Annotated in this window: 23 protein-coding genes; 18 read left to right on the top strand and 5 right to left on the bottom strand. The window is 54.6% G+C overall.

The window, feature by feature from the left end:
- Window positions 1-2 precede the first annotated feature (2 nt).
- From AL479_RS03925 to AL479_RS03915, 3 genes are read left to right on the top strand one after another with little or no spacing between them, the layout of a single operon-like run.
- Window positions 3-1,409, top strand: coding sequence for an MFS transporter (locus AL479_RS03925; RefSeq protein WP_071887585.1), 1,407 nt, complete (start codon window positions 3-5; stop codon window positions 1,407-1,409).
- Window positions 1,387-2,169, top strand: coding sequence for an electron transfer flavoprotein subunit beta/FixA family protein (locus AL479_RS03920; protein WP_061075127.1), 783 nt, complete (start codon window positions 1,387-1,389; stop codon window positions 2,167-2,169). The genes AL479_RS03925 and AL479_RS03920 overlap by 23 nt, the downstream gene beginning before the upstream one ends.
- Window positions 2,166-3,020 (top strand): electron transfer flavoprotein subunit alpha/FixB family protein, encoded by an 855-nt coding sequence (locus tag AL479_RS03915; RefSeq protein WP_061075126.1) that lies wholly within the window; start codon window positions 2,166-2,168, stop codon window positions 3,018-3,020. Before AL479_RS03920 ends, AL479_RS03915 begins: the two co-directional genes overlap by 4 nt.
- On the opposite strand, the gene AL479_RS03910 is transcribed toward AL479_RS03915, so the two are convergent.
- The 4 genes from AL479_RS03910 to queD all read right to left on the bottom strand — a co-directional run bounded on the left by AL479_RS03910 (window position 3,017) and on the right by queD (window position 5,575).
- Window positions 3,017-3,592, bottom strand: coding sequence for a glycerol-3-phosphate responsive antiterminator (locus AL479_RS03910; RefSeq protein ID WP_061075125.1), 576 nt, complete (start codon window positions 3,590-3,592; stop codon window positions 3,017-3,019). The two genes, AL479_RS03915 and AL479_RS03910, sit on opposite strands and share 4 nt — an antisense overlap.
- Before the next feature lie 16 nt (window positions 3,593-3,608).
- A complete protein-coding gene (locus tag AL479_RS03905; RefSeq protein WP_071887584.1) occupies window positions 3,609-3,869 on the bottom strand; it encodes a ferredoxin family protein in 261 nt (86 codons plus the stop codon).
- Window positions 3,860-5,131, bottom strand: a complete 1,272-nt coding sequence (locus tag AL479_RS03900; RefSeq protein ID WP_061075124.1) for an FAD-dependent oxidoreductase — start codon at window positions 5,129-5,131, stop codon at window positions 3,860-3,862. The genes AL479_RS03905 and AL479_RS03900 overlap by 10 nt, the downstream gene beginning before the upstream one ends.
- An 81-nt stretch (window positions 5,132-5,212) precedes the next feature.
- The gene (gene queD, locus AL479_RS03895) at window positions 5,213-5,575 is read right to left on the bottom strand and encodes a 6-carboxytetrahydropterin synthase QueD (protein ID WP_044254982.1); all 363 of its coding nucleotides are present in this window, start codon (window positions 5,573-5,575) and stop codon (window positions 5,213-5,215) included.
- 305 nt (window positions 5,576-5,880) lie between these two features.
- Between queD and cysJ the strand changes: the two genes are divergently transcribed.
- The 3 genes from cysJ to cysH all read left to right on the top strand — a co-directional run bounded on the left by cysJ (window position 5,881) and on the right by cysH (window position 10,225).
- Window positions 5,881-7,680: an NADPH-dependent assimilatory sulfite reductase flavoprotein subunit gene (gene cysJ, locus AL479_RS03890; RefSeq protein ID WP_061075123.1), complete on the top strand. Its 1,800-nt coding sequence runs from the start codon at window positions 5,881-5,883 to the stop codon at window positions 7,678-7,680.
- Entirely contained in the window at window positions 7,680-9,392 is a 1,713-nt protein-coding gene (gene cysI, locus AL479_RS03885; protein WP_061075122.1) for an assimilatory sulfite reductase (NADPH) hemoprotein subunit, read from the top strand. Before cysJ ends, cysI begins: the two co-directional genes overlap by 1 nt.
- 98 nt (window positions 9,393-9,490) lie before the next feature.
- Window positions 9,491-10,225 (top strand): phosphoadenosine phosphosulfate reductase, encoded by a 735-nt coding sequence (gene cysH, locus AL479_RS03875; RefSeq protein WP_061075121.1) that lies wholly within the window; start codon window positions 9,491-9,493, stop codon window positions 10,223-10,225.
- Between the two features lie 67 nt (window positions 10,226-10,292).
- Here the strand turns inward: cysH and AL479_RS03870 are convergent, their stop codons facing one another.
- A complete protein-coding gene (locus AL479_RS03870; RefSeq protein ID WP_061075120.1) occupies window positions 10,293-11,330 on the bottom strand; it encodes an aminopeptidase in 1,038 nt (345 codons plus the stop codon).
- 274 nt (window positions 11,331-11,604) lie between these two features.
- Here AL479_RS03870 and cysD point away from each other — a divergent pair, with 274 nt between their 5' ends.
- The 12 genes from cysD (at window position 11,605) to rpoS (ending at window position 21,481) form a co-directional block, all read left to right on the top strand.
- Window positions 11,605-12,513 carry a sulfate adenylyltransferase subunit CysD gene (gene cysD / locus AL479_RS03865; RefSeq protein WP_061075119.1) on the top strand — a complete coding sequence of 303 codons (909 nt, stop codon included), beginning with the start codon at window positions 11,605-11,607 and terminating at the stop codon, window positions 12,511-12,513.
- A 9-nt stretch (window positions 12,514-12,522) separates the two neighbouring features.
- Window positions 12,523-13,950: a sulfate adenylyltransferase subunit CysN gene (gene cysN / locus AL479_RS03860; protein ID WP_061075118.1), complete on the top strand. Its 1,428-nt coding sequence runs from the start codon at window positions 12,523-12,525 to the stop codon at window positions 13,948-13,950.
- Window positions 13,950-14,555, top strand: coding sequence for an adenylyl-sulfate kinase (cysC, locus tag AL479_RS03855; RefSeq protein WP_061075117.1), 606 nt, complete (start codon window positions 13,950-13,952; stop codon window positions 14,553-14,555). The genes cysN and cysC overlap by 1 nt, the downstream gene beginning before the upstream one ends.
- 46 nt (window positions 14,556-14,601) lie before the next feature.
- Window positions 14,602-14,925 (top strand): DUF3561 family protein, encoded by a 324-nt coding sequence (locus tag AL479_RS03850; RefSeq protein WP_061075116.1) that lies wholly within the window; start codon window positions 14,602-14,604, stop codon window positions 14,923-14,925.
- A gap of 183 nt (window positions 14,926-15,108) precedes the next feature.
- A complete protein-coding gene (gene ftsB / locus AL479_RS03845) occupies window positions 15,109-15,420 on the top strand; it encodes a cell division protein FtsB (RefSeq protein WP_042288707.1) in 312 nt (103 codons plus the stop codon).
- An 18-nt stretch (window positions 15,421-15,438) separates the two neighbouring features.
- Window positions 15,439-16,140: a 2-C-methyl-D-erythritol 4-phosphate cytidylyltransferase gene (ispD, locus tag AL479_RS03840; protein WP_061075115.1), complete on the top strand. Its 702-nt coding sequence runs from the start codon at window positions 15,439-15,441 to the stop codon at window positions 16,138-16,140.
- A 132-nt stretch (window positions 16,141-16,272) separates the two neighbouring features.
- Window positions 16,273-16,752: a 2-C-methyl-D-erythritol 2,4-cyclodiphosphate synthase gene (gene ispF / locus AL479_RS03830; RefSeq protein WP_021572927.1), complete on the top strand. Its 480-nt coding sequence runs from the start codon at window positions 16,273-16,275 to the stop codon at window positions 16,750-16,752.
- Complete coding sequence (truD, locus tag AL479_RS03825) at window positions 16,749-17,798, top strand: tRNA pseudouridine(13) synthase TruD (protein ID WP_061075114.1); 1,050 nt, start codon at window positions 16,749-16,751, stop codon at window positions 17,796-17,798. Before ispF ends, truD begins: the two co-directional genes overlap by 4 nt.
- Window positions 17,779-18,540: a 5'/3'-nucleotidase SurE gene (gene surE / locus AL479_RS03820; RefSeq protein WP_042322590.1), complete on the top strand. Its 762-nt coding sequence runs from the start codon at window positions 17,779-17,781 to the stop codon at window positions 18,538-18,540. The genes truD and surE overlap by 20 nt, the downstream gene beginning before the upstream one ends.
- Window positions 18,534-19,160, top strand: a complete 627-nt coding sequence (gene pcm, locus AL479_RS03815; protein WP_061075113.1) for a protein-L-isoaspartate O-methyltransferase — start codon at window positions 18,534-18,536, stop codon at window positions 19,158-19,160. The genes surE and pcm overlap by 7 nt, the downstream gene beginning before the upstream one ends.
- 189 nt (window positions 19,161-19,349) lie before the next feature.
- Window positions 19,350-20,426 carry a murein hydrolase activator NlpD gene (nlpD, locus tag AL479_RS03810; protein WP_309402558.1) on the top strand — a complete coding sequence of 359 codons (1,077 nt, stop codon included), beginning with the start codon at window positions 19,350-19,352 and terminating at the stop codon, window positions 20,424-20,426.
- A 62-nt stretch (window positions 20,427-20,488) separates the two neighbouring features.
- The gene (gene rpoS, locus AL479_RS03805) at window positions 20,489-21,481 is read left to right on the top strand and encodes an RNA polymerase sigma factor RpoS (RefSeq protein WP_000081550.1); all 993 of its coding nucleotides are present in this window, start codon (window positions 20,489-20,491) and stop codon (window positions 21,479-21,481) included.
- Window positions 21,482-21,552: the final 71 nt, after the last annotated feature.

Here is a 21,552-nt window from a genome sequence, read left to right as displayed (position 1 = left end):
AAATCAAACGGCTTCTCATTCGGGAGGCCGTTACTTTACCGGACAATGAAGGGGTAGATATGAACACTTCACCGGTGCGTATGGATGATTTACCGCTTAATGGTTTTCACTGTCGTATTGCTGCACTCACGTTTGGCGCCCATCTGACTGACGGATATGTTCTTGGCGTAGTAGGTTACGCCATTATCCAGTTGACTCCTGCCATGCAGTTAACGCCACTTATGGCCGGGATGATCGGTGGCTCGGCATTACTTGGGCTTTTTCTTGGCAGCCTGGTGTTGGGTTGGGTGTCTGATTACATCGGGCGGCAAAAGATATTTACCTTTAGTTTTGTCCTCATCACCATTGCCTCTTTTTTACAGTTTTTTGCGACGACGCCGGAGCAGCTCATCGTCTTACGCATCCTGATCGGCATTGGACTCGGAGGCGATTATTCCGTGGGGCATACCCTGCTGGCAGAGTTTTCTCCGCGTCGCCATCGGGGTGTTTTGCTGGGCGCATTCAGCGTGGTATGGACTGTTGGCTACGTGCTGGCAAGTGTGATGGGACATCATTTTATTTCTGAAAGTCCGGAAGCCTGGCGTTGGCTGCTCGCCTCGGCGGCACTGCCTGCGCTCTTGATTACGCTGTTACGTTGGGGAACGCCGGAATCACCGCGTTGGCTGCTACGCCAGGGGCGATTTACTGAAGCTCATGCAGTGGTACATCGCTATTTTGGCCCACATGTGCTGCTCGGTGATGAGGTGGCTGTCGCATCCAGCAAGCATATTAAGACACTTTTTTCTGCCCGCTACTGGCGGCGAACCGTTTTTAACAGCGTGTTTTTTGTCTGTCTGGTGATCCCGTGGTTTGTTATCTATACCTGGCTGCCGACCATTGCTGAGACCCTCGGCCTTGAAGATGCACTGACAGCCAGTTTATTGCTGAATATGCTGTTAATTTTCGGCGCATTGCTGGGGCTTATATTGACGCATTTACTGGCGCACCGACGGTTCCTTCTCGGGAGTTTTCTCCTGCTTGCCATAACGCTTATTGTGATGGCTTTTTTACCGTCTGCTAGCCCGCTGACGCTGTTGCTGTTTGTCCTGTTTAGTACAGCCATATCGGCCGTCAGTAATCTGGTGGGGATCCTGCCGGCAGAGAGTTTCCCGACGGATATTCGCTCTCTGGGTGTGGGATTCGCGACGGCTATGAGCCGCCTTGGTGCGGCAATCAGTACCGGGCTATTACCCTGGACGCTGGCACAATGGGGGATGCAAGTCACGTTGCTGCTGCTGGCTGGCGTATTACTGACAGGGTTTGTCGTGACCTGGCTATGGGCGCCTGAAACGAAAGCATTACCGTTGGTGGCAGCGGGGAGTGGGGACAAAAAACAGGGAGGTGTGAATGAACATTCTGTTAGCGTTTAAGTCAGAACCGGATCCCAGCATGCTGGCGGAAAAGGACTGGCAGGCAGCGACAAAAGAGACCTGCGGGCCGGATACGTCTTTGCTGCGTTGTTCTCCGGGGGCAGATGAGCAGGCGGCTGCCGCGTTGTTGTTAGCCCAACGCTATAAAGGGTGTGAGATGAAGTTGACAGCACTCAGTATTGGCGATGAACGTTCGCTACACTGGCTGCGCTATTTTGTCGCGCTGGGGTTTGATCGGTCCGTGTTGTTAGAGACAAAGGGCGACTTGCGTTTTGCGCCGGAATTTATCGCCAGGCAGATTGCAGACTGGCAGCGTAACCACAATGCTGATGTGATCGTGACAGGCTGCCAGAGCAGTGAAGGGCAGAACGGGCAGACACCGTTTCTGGTGGCTGAAATGCTGGCGTGGCCTTGCTTTACCATGGTTGAGCGTTTTACGTTTGAACCGCCTTTTATCGTCCTTGAGCAGAGAACCGCGACTCGCGTTCGTCGATGTCGGGTACGGCTTCCGGCAGTGATTGCGGTCAGACAATGTGGTGAGGTTGCGCTCCCCGTACCGGGTATGCGTCAGCGTCTGGCGGCAGCAAAAGCTGAAATAGTTCGTCAGACAGCCTTCTGTAATGAAGTACCTGTCAGGGAGTGTCAGTCGTTGACGCGCCCGGAACAGCGTCGCCGCGCCATCCTTATTGACGGTACAACGGTACAGGAAAAAGCAGGGATTTTGTGGCAAGACTACTTGCGCCAAAGGATGAAGCCATGAAGATAGCGATGGTGTCGGCGTCTGACGAATGCGGCGCACTGACTGACTGGATCATTGAAAATGGGCCAGGTTCGGCACAACTAGAGCGCTGGATTATGGATCCTGTGCCGGATGTTGCGGAGCAGATTCTGGATACACTGGAGGCCCAGTGGTTACTGACACCTGCCGATATCCTGATCTTTGCGGCCAGTCCACTTGGCGATGAGCTGGCAACACGACTGGCCTGGCGACTGGGTGGCGGCAGTATTTGTCAGGCAAGAACACTGGACGCGCAACAAGGTCTGGTCAGTAAATCCCACTGGGGCAATGCGTTGAACGCCACGCTTAAAATTACGGCGAGACCTTTGTGTCTGTCACTGGCGCGACAGGCTGAGGAGCGTGTTTCGCATCATCCCCTGCCCACCATGTTTGAGCGCCGGCTTGAGCTTATGGCGCGCCCGGACTGGCTGGAAACGGTGGAAACCATAGAAAAGGTCAGCACTCATCCTCTGTTACTGGCTAAATACGTGCTGGTTGTTGGCCAGGGGAACCGTGATGTTGGCGTGGAGACCATTTCCACGCTGGCACAGTCGATGAAAGCCGAAGTAGGGTACAGCCGTGCGCGGGTGATGAATGGCGGGTTTGACGCTGAACGTGTGATTGGGATCTCCGGTCATTTACTCTCCCCGGATGTCTGTATTATCGCGGGGGCCTCTGGTGCGGCGGCGTTGATGGCTGGCGTTCGCCACAGCCAGTTTGTCGTGGCGATAAATAGTGATCCCAACTCCCCTGTTTTCTTCCAGGCTGATGTCGGCGTTGTCGATGACTGGCTACCGGTGCTGGAGGCGCTGGCAGCCTTCGCCAAAACCTAATTCAGCTTTTTGGCTAACGTCCAGACATCGATGTTAGTGGTTGAAAGCGCCGCAACTCCTGCTTTCATCGCATTGCGGGCATCTTCTTCATCACATACCAGGCCGCCGGCAATCAGCGGCTGGCGTATTTTTTCCGTCACCCATCCCAGCACTTTGGGCATGCACCCCGGCAGAATTTCAATACAGTCCGGGTTTGATTGTGCCACCTGTTTATCAATGCTGTGAAAGGAGATGGAGTCAACGATAAACAGACGATGGATGCAGAAAAAACCCTCTGCCCGTGCGGCTTTCAGCATCGCCGCTTTAGTACTGATGATGCCGTCCGCTTCGGTAACCAGTTTCAGAAACTGAATGACCACCTCTTTATTTGATGCCCCTTCCAGCAGGTCTACGTGGATAAATGCGTATTTCCCGGCGTTCTTAATTTTCTTCACGATGTTACTGATAGTACAGATGTTACCGTACAGAACAGAGATGAACTGACATTCAGAATCGATGGCGAGTTGCAGACTGGCGTTGTCTTTTACGGCGGCAATCACCGGATTCTGGCGGAGCAGGTGTAACAGAGGCATAGATTATCCTTATTATTTAACCAAAGCGGTAAATGATGCCAAAACCCGACGGTGGGTAGCGCCACTGTTGTAGCGTTTTTTCATCACAGAGGTGTCGACAGGTTCCACATTCCAGACAGCCACGAAAATCGACCCGCAGTTCTCCTTCTGGCGTAAGGGAAAAAAGTCCAGCCGGGCAAGATGTGATCAGCCGTTCTGCGACGTTGCGATCGACACTGCTGGCCGGAACGATAGGGGAAATGTCGGGAGGCTGCCAGACATTGTGGGCTACAGACATCGTAAACTCCTGATAATATCGCCAGCCAGATGACGCAGGCCGTGACGGCGAAACTGACGCCAGATAATCTGGCGCAGAGGGGCGACCGGGCGCTCGCCCTGGTGCCATATCTCGCGAGAAATATCGTCCATTAATTCGGGCCACTGGTGATACCATCCCTGGCGCTGCAACAGCGTGGGCATATCACGATAGCGGTGCATAACGTCCCACAACAGACTGTGCTGGATATCGCGATGATAGGCTGGAAACAGATTTTGCGGCGTGCATTTCAGGCAGGCGTTGATGAGCGTGTGCGCGGCTGCCTGAGCGCCGATGAGCGCCATATCCATCCCTCGTACGGAAAAACCGGTATTGACGCAACTGCGTAGCGCATCCCCTACTAACAGCCAGCCTTCTCCCGCGTACTGCACCGGCAGGCTGTGTAATCCGCCTTCCGGCACCAGATGTGCGCCATATTCCAGTGTTTCACTTCCTTTGAGTAAAGGGTGTAGCGCCGGATGCATTTTGAGCCGCTCCAGCAGGTCGACTGCCGGGATGTCGCTTTGAGCGACCGTGGAGAGCGGACAAACGACGCCAAACGAGAGCGTTTCTTTATTGGTGTACAAAAACGCGCCGCCGGGCAACGCGCCGCAAACGTCTCCACTGAACAGCATCGCGGCGCCTTCCTCTGAAGATAACCGGAAGCGATCTTCAAGTATCTGTCGATCCAGCGCCAGCGTCTCTTTAATTCCCAGCGCCATTGCGGCTGTCGAAGGACGTGACTGAAAGCCATAGCGTTCGGCCAGAACGCTATTTGCCCCTTCCGCGAGAACCACGTATCGACCGCGAAGCGTTTCATCATCGGCAACCACACCGCAGACTCTGCCATCTTCTATATGTAGCGCGTCAACCGTTATACCACTGATAAATTGCACGCCTTCCGCTTCCGCCTGGGCGACGAACCACGGATCGAAACGGGCACGTAGCACACTCCACGAGTCCCCCTCCGGACGCAGACTGGAGTAGGTTGTTGCGCCATGACGGGTTAAAAGTGTGAGATTTTCCTGGGTAATACGGCGTTCAAGTGGCGCGGATTGGTGGGCATCGGGGAGGAGTTCGGTGAGCGCATGACAGTACAGGCGTCCACCGGAAAGGTTTTTACTGCCAGGTAATTCGCCGCGCTCAAGAAGCAGAACCGACAGTCCGGCGCGTGCGCAGCGTAAAGCACACGCGGTGCCTGCTATCCCTGCACCGATGATAATAATATCAAAATCGTCAGACATATCGTGCTCCAGATATCCAGAGCACATAACCCTAACAGAATGTTAGTTAAAGAATATTGACCCTCAGCACATCCGCTGGAATCACTCGCCGCGGTAGACACAGCCCGCAGTACAGGTCTCTTTCACCATCACCGCGCTCAGCAGAGGGACTGCCGGTTTGACCTGATCCCAAATCCATTTTGCCAGTACTTCGCTGGTCGGGTTTTCGAGACCGGGAATATCGTTCAGGTAGTAATGATCAAGCCTGTCATAAGTCGGCTTAAATGCGGCTTTTAACTCAGCAAAATCCATGATCCAACCGGTATGCGGGCAGACTTCACCGGTAATTTCAAGACGCACCATAAATGAGTGACCATGCAGGCGGCCACATTTATGCCCTTCCGGTACGTGTGGCAGGCGGTGAGCGGCTTCAAAGGTGAAATCTTTAAACAAGGTGGTGGACATTATTTACTCTCAAGAATGCAAAAAAACGCCGTAGGGTACCGTAAAGTACAATTTTTATCATTAGTTAAAAGGGCGCTGAGCAGCAGAATGCCACATATAGATGGGAAATATTAAATAACTATTTATATATCATGTGGTTATTTAATCGTTTTTGTCGTTAATAACTATAGCTAAAACAGGTTAGTTCATTTGGTTATTTGTTATTTCCATCCCTTCTTTAATTGTTACTATCACCGCCGTTACCCTTATCTTCAGTTTGGGTTTTATTGCTTAAATCCGCTTTGCTTACTGGAACATAACGACGCATGACGACACAAGCCCCACCTTCCGCTTTGCTTCCGCTGAACCCGGAGCAGCTGGCACGCCTTCAGGCGGCCACCACCGATCTTACGCCCACGCAGCTTGCATGGGTTTCTGGCTATTTCTGGGGCACGCTGAATCAGCAACCCGACGCAGCCGTTGCAGCACCCGCTCCCGTGGCGGAAATGCCGGGCATCACGCTGATCTCCGCATCCCAAACGGGCAATGCGCGTCGTGTGGCGGAAGCGCTGCGTGATGACCTGCTGGCAGCAAAACTCAGCGTCACGCTGGTTAACGCAGGCGACTACAAATTCAAACAAATCGCCAATGAAAAGCTGCTGGTTGTCGTCACCTCTACTCAGGGAGAAGGTGAACCGCCGGAAGAAGCCGTCGCGTTGCATAAGTTCCTGTTCTCTAAAAAAGCACCGAAGCTCGACAACACCGCATTTGCCATTTTTGGTCTGGGTGACACGTCATACGAATTTTTCTGCCAGTCGGGCAAAGATTTTGACAGCAAGCTGGCGGAACTCGGCGGTGAGCGTTTGTTGGATCGCGTTGACGCCGATGTGGAATACCAGGCCGCCGCCGCCGAATGGCGTGCCCGTGTGGTTGAGGTGTTGAAATCACGTGCGCCGGTTGCGACACCAGCTCAGGCGGTTGCCAGCGGCGCAGTGAATGAGATCCACTCCAGCCCGTATACCAAAGAAGCACCGTTAAGCGCGGCGTTATCCGTGAATCAAAAAATCACCGGACGTGATTCAGAGAAAGATGTTCGCCATATCGAAATCGATCTCGGTGATTCGGGTCTGCGCTACCAGCCAGGCGACGCGCTTGGCGTCTGGTATCAAAACGATCCGGCGCTGGTGAAAGAGATGGTGGAGCTGGTCTGGCTGAAAGGCGATGAGCCCGTTACGGTCAATGGCCAGTCTCTCCCGCTGACCGAAGCGCTACAGTGGCATGTCGAACTGACCGTTAATACCGCCAATATCGTCGAAAACTATGCCACCTTAACGCGCAGTGAATCGTTGTTGCCGCTGGTCGGCGATAAGGCACAGTTGCAGCATTACGCAACCACGACGCCTGTCGTCGATATGCTGCGCTTCTCACCAGCGCAACTGGATGCTCAGGCGTTGGTCGACCTGCTGCGTCCGTTAACGCCGCGCCTTTATTCCATTGCGTCGTCTCAGGCGGAAGTGGAGAGCGAAGTGCACATCACCGTGGGGGCGGTGCGTTATGAAGTGGAAGGCCGTGCGCGTGCCGGTGGCGCATCCAGCTTCCTCGCCGATCGCGTCGAAGAAGATGGCGAAGTGCGAGTGTTCATCGAACATAACGATAACTTCCGTCTGCCGACGAATCCTGAAACCCCGGTGATCATGATTGGTCCGGGGACGGGCATCGCGCCGTTCCGCGCATTTATGCAGCAGCGCGCCGCCGACGAAGCGTCCGGTAAAAACTGGCTGTTTTTTGGCAATCCCCACTTTACCGAAGATTTCCTCTACCAGGTGGAATGGCAGCGTTACGTCAAAGAAGGCGTGCTGAGCCGCATTGATCTTGCCTGGTCTCGGGATCAAAAAGAAAAAGTCTACGTACAAGATAAACTGCGCGAACAGGGCGCAGAACTGTGGCGCTGGATTAATGACGGTGCGCACATTTATGTCTGCGGCGACGCCAATCGCATGGCGAAAGACGTTGAGCAGGCATTGCTGGAAGTGATTGCTGAATTCGGCGCGATGGACGCGGAGTCAGCGGATGAATTTTTAAGTGAGCTGCGCGTTGAGCGCCGTTATCAGCGAGATGTCTACTAATGAGCGAAAAACATCCAGGGCCCCTGGTGGTCGAAGGTAAACTGGCAGACGCCGAGCGCATGAAGCTGGAAAGCAACTATCTGCGCGGCACCATTGCTGAAGATTTAAATGACGGTCTCACCGGCGGTTTCAAAGGTGACAACTTCCTGCTGATCCGTTTTCACGGAATGTACCAGCAGGATGACCGTGACATCCGCGCCGAGCGTGCAGAGCAGAAGCTGGAGCCACGTCACGCGATGTTGCTTCGCTGCCGTCTGCCTGGTGGCGTTATCACCACCAAACAGTGGCAGGCGATTGATAAGTTTGCCCATGACAACACCATTTACGGCAGTATTCGCCTGACCAACCGTCAGACGTTTCAGTTTCACGGGATTCTGAAGAAGAACGTGAAGCCGGTGCACCAGATGCTGCACTCCGTGGGGCTGGACGCTCTGGCGACTGCCAATGATATGAACCGTAACGTGCTGTGCACCTCGAACCCGTACGAGTCTGAGCTGCATGCCGAAGCCTACGAGTGGGCGAAAAAGATCTCCGAGCATCTGCTGCCGCGCACGCGCGCGTATGCTGAAATTTGGCTCGATCAGGAAAAAGTCGCGACGACGGATGAAGAGCCGATCCTCGGTCAGACCTATCTGCCGCGTAAGTTTAAAACCACGGTCGTGATCCCGCCGCAGAACGACATCGATCTGCACGCCAATGACATGAACTTTGTCGCCGTGGCGGAAAACGGCAAGCTGGTTGGCTTTAACCTGCTGGTGGGCGGCGGTCTTTCTATCGAGCACGGTAACAAGAAAACCTATGCCCGTACGGCGAGCGAATTTGGCTATCTGCCGCTGGAGCATACGCTGGCCGTGGCGGAGGCGGTGGTCACCACCCAGCGCGACTGGGGCAACCGTACCGATCGTAAGAATGCGAAAACCAAATACACGCTGGAACGCGTAGGGGTTGAGACGTTCAAAGCGGAAGTGGAACGTCGTGCGGGCATTAAATTTGAGCCGATTCGTCCGTATGAATTCACCGGTCGCGGCGATCGGATTGGCTGGGTGAAAGGCATCGACAATAAATGGCATCTGACGCTGTTTATCGAAAATGGCCGAATCCTCGATTATCCGGGACGTCCGCTAAAAACGGGCCTGCTGGAGATTTCGAAAATCCATAAAGGCGAGTTCCGTATAACTGCGAATCAGAATCTGATCATCGCTGGCGTACCGGAAAGCCAGAAAGCGAAGATTGAGAAGATCGCGCAAGAGAGCGGTCTGATGAACACCGTGACGCCGCAGCGTGAGAACTCCATGGCCTGCGTGTCGTTCCCGACCTGTCCGCTGGCGATGGCGGAGGCCGAACGTTTCCTGCCGACGTTTATCGACAAGATTGATGGCCTGATGGCGAAACATCACGTCAGTGATGAGCATATTGTGATGCGCGTGACAGGCTGCCCGAACGGCTGCGGTCGCGCGATGCTGGCAGAAGTGGGGCTGGTGGGGAAAGCGCCAGGTCGTTATAACCTGCATCTCGGCGGTAACCGAATGGGGACGCGTATCCCGCGGATGTTCAAAGAGAATATCACCGAGCCGGAAATTCTCGACTCGCTGGATGAACTGATTGGGCGCTGGGTGAAAGAGCGCGAAGCGGGTGAAGGCTTCGGTGACTTTACGGTGCGTGCGGGCATTATTCGCCCGGTGCTCGATCCCGCCCGGGATTTCTGGGAATAACCCATCCTTTGCCCGGTGGCGCTTCGCTTACCGGCCTACGGGTTTTGTAGGCCGGGCAAACGCTGGGCCGCCCGGCAAAACAGGCAAACGAGGTTCTTATGTCCGTACTCGATCTAAACGCGCTGAATGCATTGCCGAAGGTAGAGCGTGTGATGGCGCTGGCTGAAATCAATAGCCAACTGGAAAAACGTGACGCAGAGGGACGTGTGGCGTGGGCGCTGGAGAATTTGCCTGGCGAATACGTCCTCTCATCAAGCTTTGGGATTCAGGCGGCGGTCAGCCTGCATCTGGTCAATCAGATCCGCCCGGATATCCCGGTGATCCTGACCGATACCGGCTATCTGTTCCCGGAAACTTACCAGTTTATTGATGAGTTAACGGACAAACTCGGGCTGAACCTGAAGGTCTACCGTGCGAGTGAGAGCGCCGCCTGGCAGGAAGCGCGCTACGGTAAGCTGTGGGAGCAGGGCGTTGAAGGTATTGAGAAATACAATGAGATCAACAAAGTCGAACCGATGAACCGGGCGTTGCAGGAACTGAATGCACAAACCTGGTTTGCGGGACTGCGGCGCGAACAGTCCGGCAGCCGTGCGCATTTGTCCGTGCTGGCTATCCAGCGTGGGGTCTTTAAAGTGCTGCCGATTATCGACTGGGATAACCGTACGGTTTATCAATACCTGCAAAAGCACGGGCTGAAATACCATCCACTGTGGGATCAGGGCTATCTTTCCGTAGGGGATACGCACACCACGCGTAAATGGGAACCCGGCATGGCAGAAGAAGAGACCCGCTTCTTTGGCCTGAAGCGCGAGTGCGGGCTGCATGAAGGTTGAAACAAATCCCCCTCCGGCAGTCTGACAGTAGGGCCGGATAATGGCATTGCCTTATCCGGCCTTATGCTTAGCTCGCTTTCGCTAATTCTTTTACGAGCGGCAGCATAATACGCATTACGTCGCGATTACGATGTTCAATGCGTCCGGGCAGGGCTTTATCGATATGCTGTTGGTTATCCAGACGCACGTCGTGCCAGCTATTTCCCGCCGGGAAAGAGGCGGTTTTGGCGCGCTGTTGGTAACCATCTTTCTTGCCAAGATTCCAGTTCGTTGCCTCAACGGACAGCACCGAAATTCCCGCTTTATCGAAGACCTCAGCGTCATTGCAACAACCGGTGCCTTTGGGATAGTCCTTATTCAGGCCAGGATTACTGGTGGCGGCAATGCCATGATTGCGCGCAATCGCTAATGCACGGTCGCGGGTTAATTTGCGTACGGCTTCCGGGGTGCTTTGCCCGCTATTAAAATACAGTTTGTCACCGACGATCAGGTTATCGAGATTAATCACCAGCAGCGTATTTTTCTTCTCTGCCGCGCTCATGCGTTTCAGCAGGTTTTCAGCCCCCAGCTTTCCCTCTTCCTCGCCGCTGGTGGCAATAAAACGAATACCGTATTCCGTCGGCACATCTTTCAGGCGTTCTGCCAGTTCGAGCATAACGCCCAGACCGGCGGCGTTATCATCCACCCCTTGCAGCGTAAGCCCGCCAAGATTCGCGTCGGTGTCGGCGTCACTTTGCGGCGCGTAGGTATCCAGATGCGCCATGATAATAATCTGCTGCGGGGCTTTGCCTTCGTGAGCGGCAATGACGGTACTGCCAGTGACGTTATGCCAGTTTTTGCGATTATTTTTGGCGGTATAAATATAGCGACTGTTGAACGTGCGGATATCACTGCGATAGCCCATCTGCTCAAACTGCTGGCGTAAATAGTCGGCAGATAACATTTCTGCCGGAGAGCCGGTCATCCTTCCCGGGAAAACGGTCGCAATATGACGGGTCTGCGTTGTCGCAAATTCGCCCGGTTTTGGCGATGACGCCTGAGCGGGGACAATAAAGCATACGCCGAGCGCCAGGAGGGCGGAAAGACGGCGCGTTGCGGAAAACATAGTGAATCCTTAATAGCCAGCGGGGGAAGCCCTGAATACAAAGCAAAAATTTTAACCCATCTAGTATGAAACTGTGACTTCGCTAAAACAATTTCATTTGCTCTTAAATGCCCGAATTCCGGCGGGTTAAGCACTTTTTGATATTTGCTTTGCCAGATCGTTATTCCTTTGAGGAACTACTCATTCCAATTCGTAATTTCATTCGTTCTCCTGCGCTCCCTATAGTCGGGTTATCTGACGTGCTCGACATTCGCGGTATTGTAAAGGAACGGTTATGGACCAAAAACGACTCACCCACCTGCGACAGCTGGAGGCCGAAAGCATCCACATCATTCGCGAGGTGGCAGCAGAATTTTCGAACCCGGTAATGCTGTACTCCATCGGTAAAGATTCCAGCGTCATGCTGCATCTTGCCCGTAAGGCATTTTTCCCGGGATCGCTGCCGTTTCCGCTGCTGCATGTCGATACCGGCTGGAAGTTCCGCGAGATGTATGAATTCCGCGATCGTACCGCCAAAGCGTACGGCTGCGAGCTGCTGGTACATAAAAACCCGGAAGGAGTGGCGATGGGTATCAATCCATTTGTCCACGGCAGCGCCAAACACACCGACATTATGAAAACCGAAGGGCTGAAGCAGGCGCTGAACAAATACGGTTTTGACGCCGCATTTGGCGGCGCGCGCCGCGATGAAGAAAAGTCGCGGGCGAAAGAGCGTATTTACTCTTTCCGCGACCGCTTTCATCGCTGGGACCCGAAAAACCAGCGTCCTGAACTGTGGCACAACTACAACGGGCAGATTAACAAAGGCGAAAGTATCCGCGTCTTCCCGCTGTCCAACTGGACGGAACAGGATATCTGGCAGTACATCTGGCTGGAAAACATCGAGATCGTCCCGCTGTATCTGGCGGCAGAGCGCCCGGTACTGGAGCGCGACGGCATGTTAATGATGATTGATGACGATCGCATCGACCTGCAGCCTGGCGAAATGATCAAAAAGCGGATGGTGCGTTTTCGTACCCTCGGCTGCTGGCCGCTGACCGGCGCCGTCGAGTCAAACGCACAAACGCTGCCGGAAATCATTGAAGAGATGCTGGTCTCGACCACCAGTGAACGTCAGGGACGCGTGATTGACCGCGACCAGGCGGGCTCTATGGAGCTGAAGAAACGTCAGGGGTATTTCTAAGGAGCCGCCATGAACACCACACTTGCACAACAAATTGCTAATGAAGGCGGCGTCGAAGCCTGGATGGTTGCCCAACAACATAAAAGTCTGCTGCGCTTTTTAACCTGCGGTAGCGTGGATGACGGCAAAAGCACCCTGATCGGTCGCCTGTTGCACGACACGCGGCAGATTTATGAAGATCAGCTGTCATCGTTGCATAACGACAGCAAACGTCACGGTACGCAGGGCGAGAAGCTGGATTTAGCGCTGCTGGTGGATGGGCTGCAAGCCGAGCGTGAGCAGGGGATTACCATTGACGTGGCGTATCGCTATTTCTCCACTGAGAAGCGCAAATTTATCATTGCCGATACCCCTGGGCATGAGCAATACACCCGGAATATGTCGACCGGCGCGTCAACCTGCGATCTGGCGATCCTGCTGATCGACGCCCGTAAAGGCGTGCTGGATCAGACCCGTCGTCACAGCTTTATTTCTACACTGCTGGGGATCAAACACCTGGTCGTGGCGATCAACAAAATGGATCTGGTCGATTACAGCGAAGAAACCTTTGCGCGCATTCGTGAAGATTATCTGACCTTTGCCGAACAGTTGCCGGGGAATCTGGATATTCGCTTTGTCCCGCTCTCCGCGCTGGAGGGCGACAACGTCGCCTCCCAGAGCGTCAGCATGCCGTGGTACAGCGGCCCGACCTTGCTTGAAGTGCTGGAGACGGTTGAGATCCAACGCGTGGTCGATAGCCAGCCAATGCGCTTCCCGGTGCAGTACGTAAACCGTCCAAACCTCGATTTCCGCGGCTATTCCGGTACGCTGGCTTCTGGCCGCGTTAAGGTGGGACAGCGTGTGAAGGTGCTGCCGTCCGGTGTGGAATCCAGCGTGGCGCGGATCGTCACCTTTGATGGCGATCTGGACGAAGCCTTTGCCGGGGAAGCGATCACCCTCGTCCTGAAAGACGAGATTGATATCAGCCGCGGCGATCTGCTGCTGGCAGCGGATGAAAGTTTACCTGCTGTACAGAGTGCCGCCGTTGACGTGGTCTGGATGGCGGAACAGCCGCTGGCGCCGGGGCAGAGTTACGAAATTAAAATTGCCGGTAAAAAGACCCGTGCTCGCGTTGATCATGTTCAGTATCAGGTGGATATCAACAATCTGACGCAGCGTGAGGTGGACAATCTGCCGCTGAACGGCATTGGTCTGGTGAATCTGACCTTTGATGAGCCGCTGGTGCTGGATACCTATCAGCAAAACCCGGTGACCGGCGGGCTAATCTTTATCGATCGTCTGAGCAACGTCACCGTGGGGGCCGGTATGGTCCGCGAACCGATTGTGCAGGAGACCGCCGCGCCATCAGAATTCAGCGCCTTTGAGCTGGAACTGAATGCGCTGGTACGTCGTCACTTCCCGCACTGGGGCGCTCGCGATCTGCTGGGAGGAAAATAATGGCGCTGCATGACGAAAACGTCGTCTGGCATGCTCATCCCGTCACGCCGCAACAGCGCGAGCAACACCACGGTCATCGTGGTGTTGTGCTGTGGTTTACCGGACTGTCCGGGTCCGGTAAATCGACCGTCGCCGGGGCGCTGGAAGAGGCGCTGCATCAACTGGGCGTCAGTACCTATTTGCTGGATGGCGATAACGTTCGCCACGGCCTGTGCAGCGATCTGGGGTTCAGCGATGCCGATCGGAAAGAGAACATCCGTCGCGTGGGCGAAGTCGCAAACCTGATGGTGGATGCTGGACTGGTGGTACTGACGGCGTTTATTTCTCCGCACCGTGCGGAGCGGCAAATGGTGCGCGAACGCGTCGGTGAGGGGCGCTTTATTGAAGTGTTCGTGGATACGCCGCTGGAAATCTGTGAAGCCCGCGATCCAAAAGGGTTATACAAAAAAGCGCGCGCTGGCGAATTACGCAACTTCACCGGAATTGATTCCGTTTACGAAGCGCCTGAATCGTCAGAAGTTCATCTCAATGGCGAACAATTAGTAACAAATTTGGTCGCCCAATTATTAGACCTGCTCAGACAGAGCGATATTATCAGATCCTGAGACACCTGACCTCTGTGTACGGTCAGTCAAGGTTACAGGATTCACTATGCGCAATAGCCAGAACATCACACTCACAACGACAGACGCGTTTGCTACTGATGACGAAACCACCTGGTCGCTGCCGGGCGCGGTGGTGGGTTTCGCATCATGGCTGCTGGCGTTGGGGATCCCCTTTCTGGTGTATGGTCCTAATACGTTGTTTTTCTTCATCTACACCTGGCCTTTCTTCCTGGCGTTGATGCCCGTTGCGGTGGTCGTGGGTATCGCGCTGCATTCCCTGCTCAAGGGCAAATTGCGCTACAGCATTGTCGCAACGCTGCTGACCGTTTGCGCAATGTTCGGCGCACTGTTTATGTGGTTGCTGGGCTAAAGCGCGACGGCTGTCCATAATTCAAACCGTAACTAACAATGAGATGATGTTCTCAGGGTTCTGGGTATACGTTATAAAGGGCAATTGTGGTACATTTGCCCGCGTTGTTGCGGCTTTCCCGCCTGCAAACGTCGTGTCGTTTGCGGAAGTATGGGAGGATGATGCCGTTTTTCAGGGGGCAGGATGGGTAAACTAACGCTGCTGTTGCTGGCTTTACTGGTCTGGCTACAGTATTCACTGTGGTTCGGTAAGAACGGCATACATGATTACAGTCGCGTCAATGATGACGTGGCGGCGCAGCAGGCGACGAACGCCAAACTTAAAGCACGTAACGATCAGCTCTTTGCCGAAATTGACGATCTCAATGGCGGTCAGGAGGCTATCGAGGAGCGTGCACGTAACGAACTCAGCATGACTAAGCCGGGCGAAACGTTTTATCGTCTGGTGCCCGACGCGTCTAAACGCGCGCAAACTGCGGGGCAAAATACTCGTTAAACCAGCCCAGGAAATCACATGGCAGCCACTTTATTGGATGTTTGCGCCGTGGTGCCGGCGGCCGGATTTGGCCGCCGTATGCAAACGGAATGTCCGAAGCAATATCTCTCGATCGGCAATAAAACCATTCTCGAACACTCGGTCTTTGCGCTGCTGGCGCATCCTCGGGTGACCCGCGTGATCATCGCGATAAGCCCCGGCGACAGCCGCTTTGCCCAACTCTCTCTGGCGCAGCATCCGCAAATTACCGTCGTGGACGGGGGAAATGAACGCGCAGACTCCGTGCTGGCCGGATTGCAGGCCGCCGGAGACGCCGAATGGGTGCTGGTACATGATGCGGCGCGCCCCTGTTTACATCAGGATGATTTAGCGCGTCTGCTGGCGCTTAGCGAAACCAGTCGCACTGGCGGGATCCTTGCCGCACCGGTGCGCGATACTATGAAACGCGCAGAGCCGGGCAAAACCGCCATTGCCCATACGGTCGAACGTAACGATTTATGGCACGCGCTGACGCCGCAATTTTTCCCTCGCGAGCTGCTGCATGACTGTCTGACGCGCGCGCTGAATGAAGGGGCGACCATCACCGATGAAGCCTCGGCGCTGGAATATTGCGGCTTCCATCCACAGCTTGTTGAAGGACGGGCTGATAACATCAAAGTAACCCGTCCGGAAGATTTAGCTCTGGCTGAATTTTACCTGACCCGAACAATTCAGACATAAAATCATTCCAGATGCATCGAGGCGGCAACGGAGCGAATCCCAGGGGCTGACTAAAGTAAGTGACTGGGGTGAGCGAAGCCAGCCAACAAAGAGGCAGCCTGAAGGATGAGGTGTATAACAGGAGAAAGCATAATGCGAATCGGACACGGTTTTGACGTACACGCCTTTGGCGGGGAAGGCCCAATTATCATTGGTGGCGTGCGTATCCCCTATGAGAAGGGGCTGCTGGCGCATTCTGATGGCGATGTCGCGCTGCATGCGCTCACCGACGCGCTGCTTGGTGCGGCGGCACTGGGTGACATTGGCAAGCTGTTTCCGGATACCGATCCGGCGTTTAAAGGCGCAGACAGCCGTGAGCTGTTGCGCGAAGCCTGGCGTCGGATCCAGGCAAAAGGTTATACCCTGGGCAACGTCGATGTGACCATTATTGCTCAGGCGCCGAAGATGCTGCCGCACATCCCGCAAATGCGCGTGTTTATTGCTGAAGACCTCGGTTGTCACATGGATGATGTGAACGTGAAGGCCACCACCACGGAAAAACTCGGTTTTACCGGGCGTGGGGAAGGGATTGCCTGCGAAGCGGTGGCGTTACTCATTAAGGCCGCGAAATGACAGAGTTTGAAAATCTCACGTATCTCCACGGTAAGCCGCAAGGCTCCGGGCTGCTGAAAGCCAGTCCGGAAGATTTTGTGGTGGTCGAAGATTTGGGTTTCGAACCGGATGGCGAAGGTGAACACATTCTGGTGCGTATTCTTAAAAACGGTTGCAACACACGTTTTGTGGCTGACGCGCTGGCGAAGTTTCTGAAAATTCATGCCCGCGAAGTGAGCTTTGCCGGGCAAAAGGATAAGCATGCGGTCACCGAACAGTGGCTGTGCGCGCGCGTACCGGGCAAAGACATGCCTGACCTGAGCGCTTTCCAGCTTGAAGGCTGCAAGGTGCTGGAATATGCGCGTCACAAACGCAAGCTACGTTTAGGCGCGCTGAAGGGCAATGCGTTCACGCTGGTGCTGCGGGAAGTCAGCCATCGTGATGAAGTGGAATCCCGTCTGCAAGCGATAAACGCTGGCGGCGTACCGAACTATTTCGGCGCTCAGCGTTTTGGCATCGGCGGCAGCAATCTGCAAGGCGCGCTGCGTTGGGCACAAAGCGATGCACCGGTCCGGGATCGCAATAAACGCAGTTTTTGGTTGTCGGCGGCCCGCAGTGCGTTGTTTAATCAAATTGTCAGCGAGCGTCTGAAAAAAACAGACTTTAATCAAGTTGTTGACGGCGATGCGCTACAATTAGCGGGACGCGGAAGCTGGTTTGTCGCCACGCAAGAAGAGCGGGCGGAATTACAGCGTCGTGTCGATGAAAAAGAACTGATGGTGACGGCTTCGCTTCCCGGCAGCGGCGAGTGGGGAACCCAGCGGGATGCGCTGGCGTTCGAACAGTCCGCGATTGCCGAGGAGACCGCGTTGCAGTCGCTGCTGCTGCGTGAAAAAGTCGAGGCTTCGCGAAGAGCGATGCTGCTCTATCCGCAGCAATTAAGCTGGAACTGGTGGGATGACGTCACCGTCGAGTTACGCTTTTGGCTGCCGGCGGGGAGCTTTGCCACCAGCGTTGTGAGGGAACTGATCAACACAATGGGTGATTATGCGCATATTGCTGAGTAACGATGATGGGGTCCACGCGCCCGGTATACAAACGCTGGCGAAAGCCCTGCGGGAGTTTGCTGATGTACAGGTCGTCGCCCCGGATCGGAACCGCAGCGGTGCGTCAAACTCGCTGACGCTTGAATCCTCTCTCCGGACGTTTACCTTCGAGAACGGCGATATCGCCGTACAGATGGGCACGCCCACCGACTGCGTGTACCTGGGCGTTAATGCGCTCATGCGCCCGCGCCCGGACATCGTGGTCTCGGGAATTAATGCCGGCCCTAACCTGGGGGATGACGTTATCTATTCCGGCACCGTCGCGGCGGCAATGGAAGGGCGTCATCTTGGTTTTCCGGCGCTTGCCGTGTCGTTAGACGGGCATCAGCATTACGAGACCGCGGCGGCCATCACCTGTCGGATCTTACGCGCCTTGCGGCGTGAACCGCTGCGTACCGGACGGATCCTCAATATCAACGTGCCCGACTTACCGTTGGATCAGATCAAAGGCATTCGCGTGACGCGTTGCGGCAGTCGTCATCCGGCAGACAAAGTGATCCCACAGGAAGATCCGCGCGGCAACACGCTGTACTGGATTGGCCCACCGGGCGACAAATGCGACGCCGGGCCTGATACCGATTTTGCGGCAGTGGACGAGGGTTACGTGTCCATTACGCCGTTGCATGTAGATTTAACCGCGCACAGCGCGCATGATGTGGTTTCCGACTGGTTAGATAGCGTGGGAGTTGGCACGCAATGGTAAGCAGACGCGTACAGACGCTTCTTGATCAACTGCGCGCACAGGGGATTCGCGATGAGCAGGTGCTTAATGCCCTGGCTGCGGTGCCGCGTGAGAAATTTATTGATGAAGCGTTTGAACATAAAGCCTGGGACAATATCGCGTTGCCGATAGGTCAGGGACAGACGATTTCGCAGCCGTACATGGTGGCGCGAATGACCGAACTCCTCGAACTGACGCCGCAGTCGCGGGTGCTGGAAATTGGCACGGGTTCCGGGTATCAGACGGCGATACTGGCGCACCTGGTACAACAGGTTTGTTCAGTCGAACGTATTAAAGGTTTGCAATGGCAGGCGCGTCGCCGCCTGAAACAGCTCGATTTACACAATGTTTCAACTCGTCACGGTGATGGATGGCAAGGCTGGCAGGCACGCGCGCCATTTGACGCTATTATTGTGACGGCAGCTCCGCCGGAAATTCCGACCGCGTTGATGACGCAACTGGATGAAGGCGGCATTCTCGTCTTGCCCGTGGGTGACGAGCATCAGTTTCTGAAACGGGTGCGTCGTCGGGGCGGCGAATTTATTATCGACACCGTGGAGGCGGTACGTTTTGTTCCCTTAGTTAAAGGGGAACTCGCGTAAAAAGCGGTTCCGAATACCTGGAATTTTCCTGGAGTTTTTGGAACTGGTCAGCGTATCGTGGTCACATTTTCCAGTGCCCATTTGCTGTCTGCACGATTATACGTCACTGGTTGTTAACCAATTTTTCCTGGGGGATAAATGAGCGCGGGAAGCCCAAAATTCACCGTTAGCCGCATTGCGGCACTGTCACTGGTTTCGCTATGGTTGGCGGGATGTTCAAATTCATCGAATCCGCCTGCGCCGGTAAGCTCCGTCAATGGTAATGCTCCGACGAATACCAGTTCTGGCATGCTGATCACGCCGCCACCGAAAATGGGGACGACGACGTCCGCTCCGCAGACACCGCAAATTCAACCGGTGCAGCGCCCGACGACGCAACCGACGACAGTTCAGCCAGTCGCCGAGCAGCCCGTGCAGATGGAAAACGGACGTATTGTCTACAATCGCCAGTATGGGAACATTCCGAAAGGTAGCTACAACGGCGGCAGTACTTACACCGTTAAAAAAGGCGACACGCTTTTTTATATCGCCTGGATCACCGGGAACGATTTCCGTGACCTGGCACAACGCAACAACGTCCAGGCCCCGTATGCCCTGAATGTCGGACAAACGCTGCAGGTGGGTAATGCATCGGGCGCGCCTATTACCGGCGGTAATGCGATTACTCAGGCCGATGCAGCAGAGCAAGGAGTTGTGACCAAACCTGCACAAAATTCCGCCGTCGCTGTTGCGTCGAAACCGACAATTACGTATTCTGAGGACTCAGGTGAACAAAGTGCTAACAAAATGTTGCCGAACAACAAGCCTGCTGGGACAGTCGTCACAGCACCTGTAACGGCTCCAGCAGTTAGCGCAACCGAATCGACAGCAAGCAGTTCGTCTACCAGTTCGCCAATCTCCGCATGGCGCTGGCCGACTGACGGCAAAGTGATCGAAAACTTTGGGGCTTCCGAGGGAGGCAATAAAGGGATCGACATTGCAGGCAGTAAGGGACAGGCTATTATCGCGACCGCCGATGGGCGCGTGGTCTATGCCGGTAACGCACTGCGCGGTTACGGTAATCTTATTATCATCAAACACAACGATGATTACCTGAGTGCCTACGCTCATAACGATACAATGCTGGTCCGGGAACAACAAGAAGTGAAGGCAGGACAGAAAATAGCGACGATGGGTAGCACCGGAACCAGTTCTACACGTTTGCATTTTGAAATTCGTTACAAGGGGAAATCCGTAAACCCGCTGCGTTATTTACCGCAGCGATAAAGCGGCGGAACCAGGCTGACACTTGCTAGTTCCGTCAAGGGATCACGGGTAGGAGCCACCTTATGAGTCAGAATACGCTGAAAGTTCATGATTTAAATGAAGATGCGGAGTTTGATGAGAACGGAGTTGAGGTTTTTGACGAAAAAGCCTTAGTTGAAGAGGAACCCAGTGATAACGATTTGGCTGAAGAAGAGCTGTTATCGCAGGGGGCCACACAGCGTGTGTTGGACGCGACTCAGCTTTACCTTGGTGAGATTGGTTATTCGCCACTGTTAACGGCCGAAGAAGAAGTGTATTTTGCGCGTCGCGCACTGCGTGGAGATGTCGCCTCTCGCCGTCGGATGATTGAAAGTAACCTGCGTCTGGTGGTGAAAATTGCCCGCCGTTATGGCAATCGTGGTCTGGCGCTGCTGGATCTGATTGAAGAGGGTAATCTGGGGCTTATCCGTGCCGTCGAGAAGTTTGACCCGGAACGCGGGTTCCGCTTCTCAACATACGCAACCTGGTGGATTCGCCAGACGATTGAACGGGCTATTATGAACCAAACCCGTACCATTCGACTGCCGATTCACATTGTTAAAGAGCTGAACGTCTATCTGCGTACCGCGCGTGAGTTGTCCCATAAACTGGACCACGAACCCAGCGCGGAAGAAATTGCAGAGCAGCTGGATAAGCCGGTTGATGACGTTAGCCGTATGCTTCGTCTTAACGAGCGCATTACCTCGGTAGACACCCCGTTAGGGGGCGATTCCGAAAAAGCGTTGCTGGATATCCTGGCCGATGAGAAAGAGAACGGTCCGGAAGACACCACGCAAGATGACGATATGAAACAGAGCATCGTCAAATGGCTGTTCGAACTGAACGCCAAACAGCGTGAAGTGCTGGCACGTCGTTTCGGTCTGCTGGGCTATGAAGCGGCGACACTGGAAGATGTAGGCCGGGAAATCGGTCTGACTCGTGAACGTGTTCGTCAGATTCAGGTTGAAGGCCTGCGCCGTCTGCGTGAAATTCTGCAGACTCAGGGGCTGAATATCGAAGCGCTGTTCCGCGAGTAAGCACTGTTCTAACAAGAAAGGCCAGCCTCTTTGAGGCTGGCCTTTTTCTTTCTGGCTTACCTGGCTGTGAT

It is taken from the genome of Citrobacter amalonaticus (assembly GCF_001559075.2).
GTDB lineage: Bacteria > Pseudomonadota > Gammaproteobacteria > Enterobacterales > Enterobacteriaceae > Citrobacter_A > Citrobacter_A amalonaticus_F.
This window is presented reverse-complemented; position numbering and strand designations above follow the sequence as displayed.

What these genes read in the sequence shown, in the direction of transcription:
- cysD (WP_061075119.1), top strand. Translation starts at nt 11,605, where the DNA reads ATGGACCAAAAACGACTCACCCACCTGCGACAGCTGGAGGCCGAAAGC.
- ispD (WP_061075115.1), top strand. Translation starts at nt 15,439, where the DNA reads ATGGCAGCCACTTTATTGGATGTTTGCGCCGTGGTGCCGGCGGCCGGA.
- cysJ (WP_061075123.1), top strand. Translation starts at nt 5,881, where the DNA reads ATGACGACACAAGCCCCACCTTCCGCTTTGCTTCCGCTGAACCCGGAG.
- queD (WP_044254982.1), bottom strand. Translation starts at nt 5,575, where the DNA reads ATGTCCACCACCTTGTTTAAAGATTTCACCTTTGAAGCCGCTCACCGC.
- cysN (WP_061075118.1), top strand. Translation starts at nt 12,523, where the DNA reads ATGAACACCACACTTGCACAACAAATTGCTAATGAAGGCGGCGTCGAA.
- rpoS (WP_000081550.1), top strand. Translation starts at nt 20,489, where the DNA reads ATGAGTCAGAATACGCTGAAAGTTCATGATTTAAATGAAGATGCGGAG.
- AL479_RS03910 (WP_061075125.1), bottom strand. Translation starts at nt 3,592, where the DNA reads ATGCCTCTGTTACACCTGCTCCGCCAGAATCCGGTGATTGCCGCCGTA.
- truD (WP_061075114.1), top strand. Translation starts at nt 16,749, where the DNA reads ATGACAGAGTTTGAAAATCTCACGTATCTCCACGGTAAGCCGCAAGGC.
- cysC (WP_061075117.1), top strand. Translation starts at nt 13,950, where the DNA reads ATGGCGCTGCATGACGAAAACGTCGTCTGGCATGCTCATCCCGTCACG.
- surE (WP_042322590.1), top strand. Translation starts at nt 17,779, where the DNA reads ATGCGCATATTGCTGAGTAACGATGATGGGGTCCACGCGCCCGGTATA.
- AL479_RS03915 (WP_061075126.1), top strand. Translation starts at nt 2,166, where the DNA reads ATGAAGATAGCGATGGTGTCGGCGTCTGACGAATGCGGCGCACTGACT.
- AL479_RS03850 (WP_061075116.1), top strand. Translation starts at nt 14,602, where the DNA reads ATGCGCAATAGCCAGAACATCACACTCACAACGACAGACGCGTTTGCT.
- ispF (WP_021572927.1), top strand. Translation starts at nt 16,273, where the DNA reads ATGCGAATCGGACACGGTTTTGACGTACACGCCTTTGGCGGGGAAGGC.
- AL479_RS03905 (WP_071887584.1), bottom strand. Translation starts at nt 3,869, where the DNA reads ATGTCTGTAGCCCACAATGTCTGGCAGCCTCCCGACATTTCCCCTATC.
- cysI (WP_061075122.1), top strand. Translation starts at nt 7,680, where the DNA reads ATGAGCGAAAAACATCCAGGGCCCCTGGTGGTCGAAGGTAAACTGGCA.
- AL479_RS03900 (WP_061075124.1), bottom strand. Translation starts at nt 5,131, where the DNA reads ATGTCTGACGATTTTGATATTATTATCATCGGTGCAGGGATAGCAGGC.
- AL479_RS03920 (WP_061075127.1), top strand. Translation starts at nt 1,387, where the DNA reads ATGAACATTCTGTTAGCGTTTAAGTCAGAACCGGATCCCAGCATGCTG.
- AL479_RS03870 (WP_061075120.1), bottom strand. Translation starts at nt 11,330, where the DNA reads ATGTTTTCCGCAACGCGCCGTCTTTCCGCCCTCCTGGCGCTCGGCGTA.
- pcm (WP_061075113.1), top strand. Translation starts at nt 18,534, where the DNA reads ATGGTAAGCAGACGCGTACAGACGCTTCTTGATCAACTGCGCGCACAG.
- cysH (WP_061075121.1), top strand. Translation starts at nt 9,491, where the DNA reads ATGTCCGTACTCGATCTAAACGCGCTGAATGCATTGCCGAAGGTAGAG.
- ftsB (WP_042288707.1), top strand. Translation starts at nt 15,109, where the DNA reads ATGGGTAAACTAACGCTGCTGTTGCTGGCTTTACTGGTCTGGCTACAG.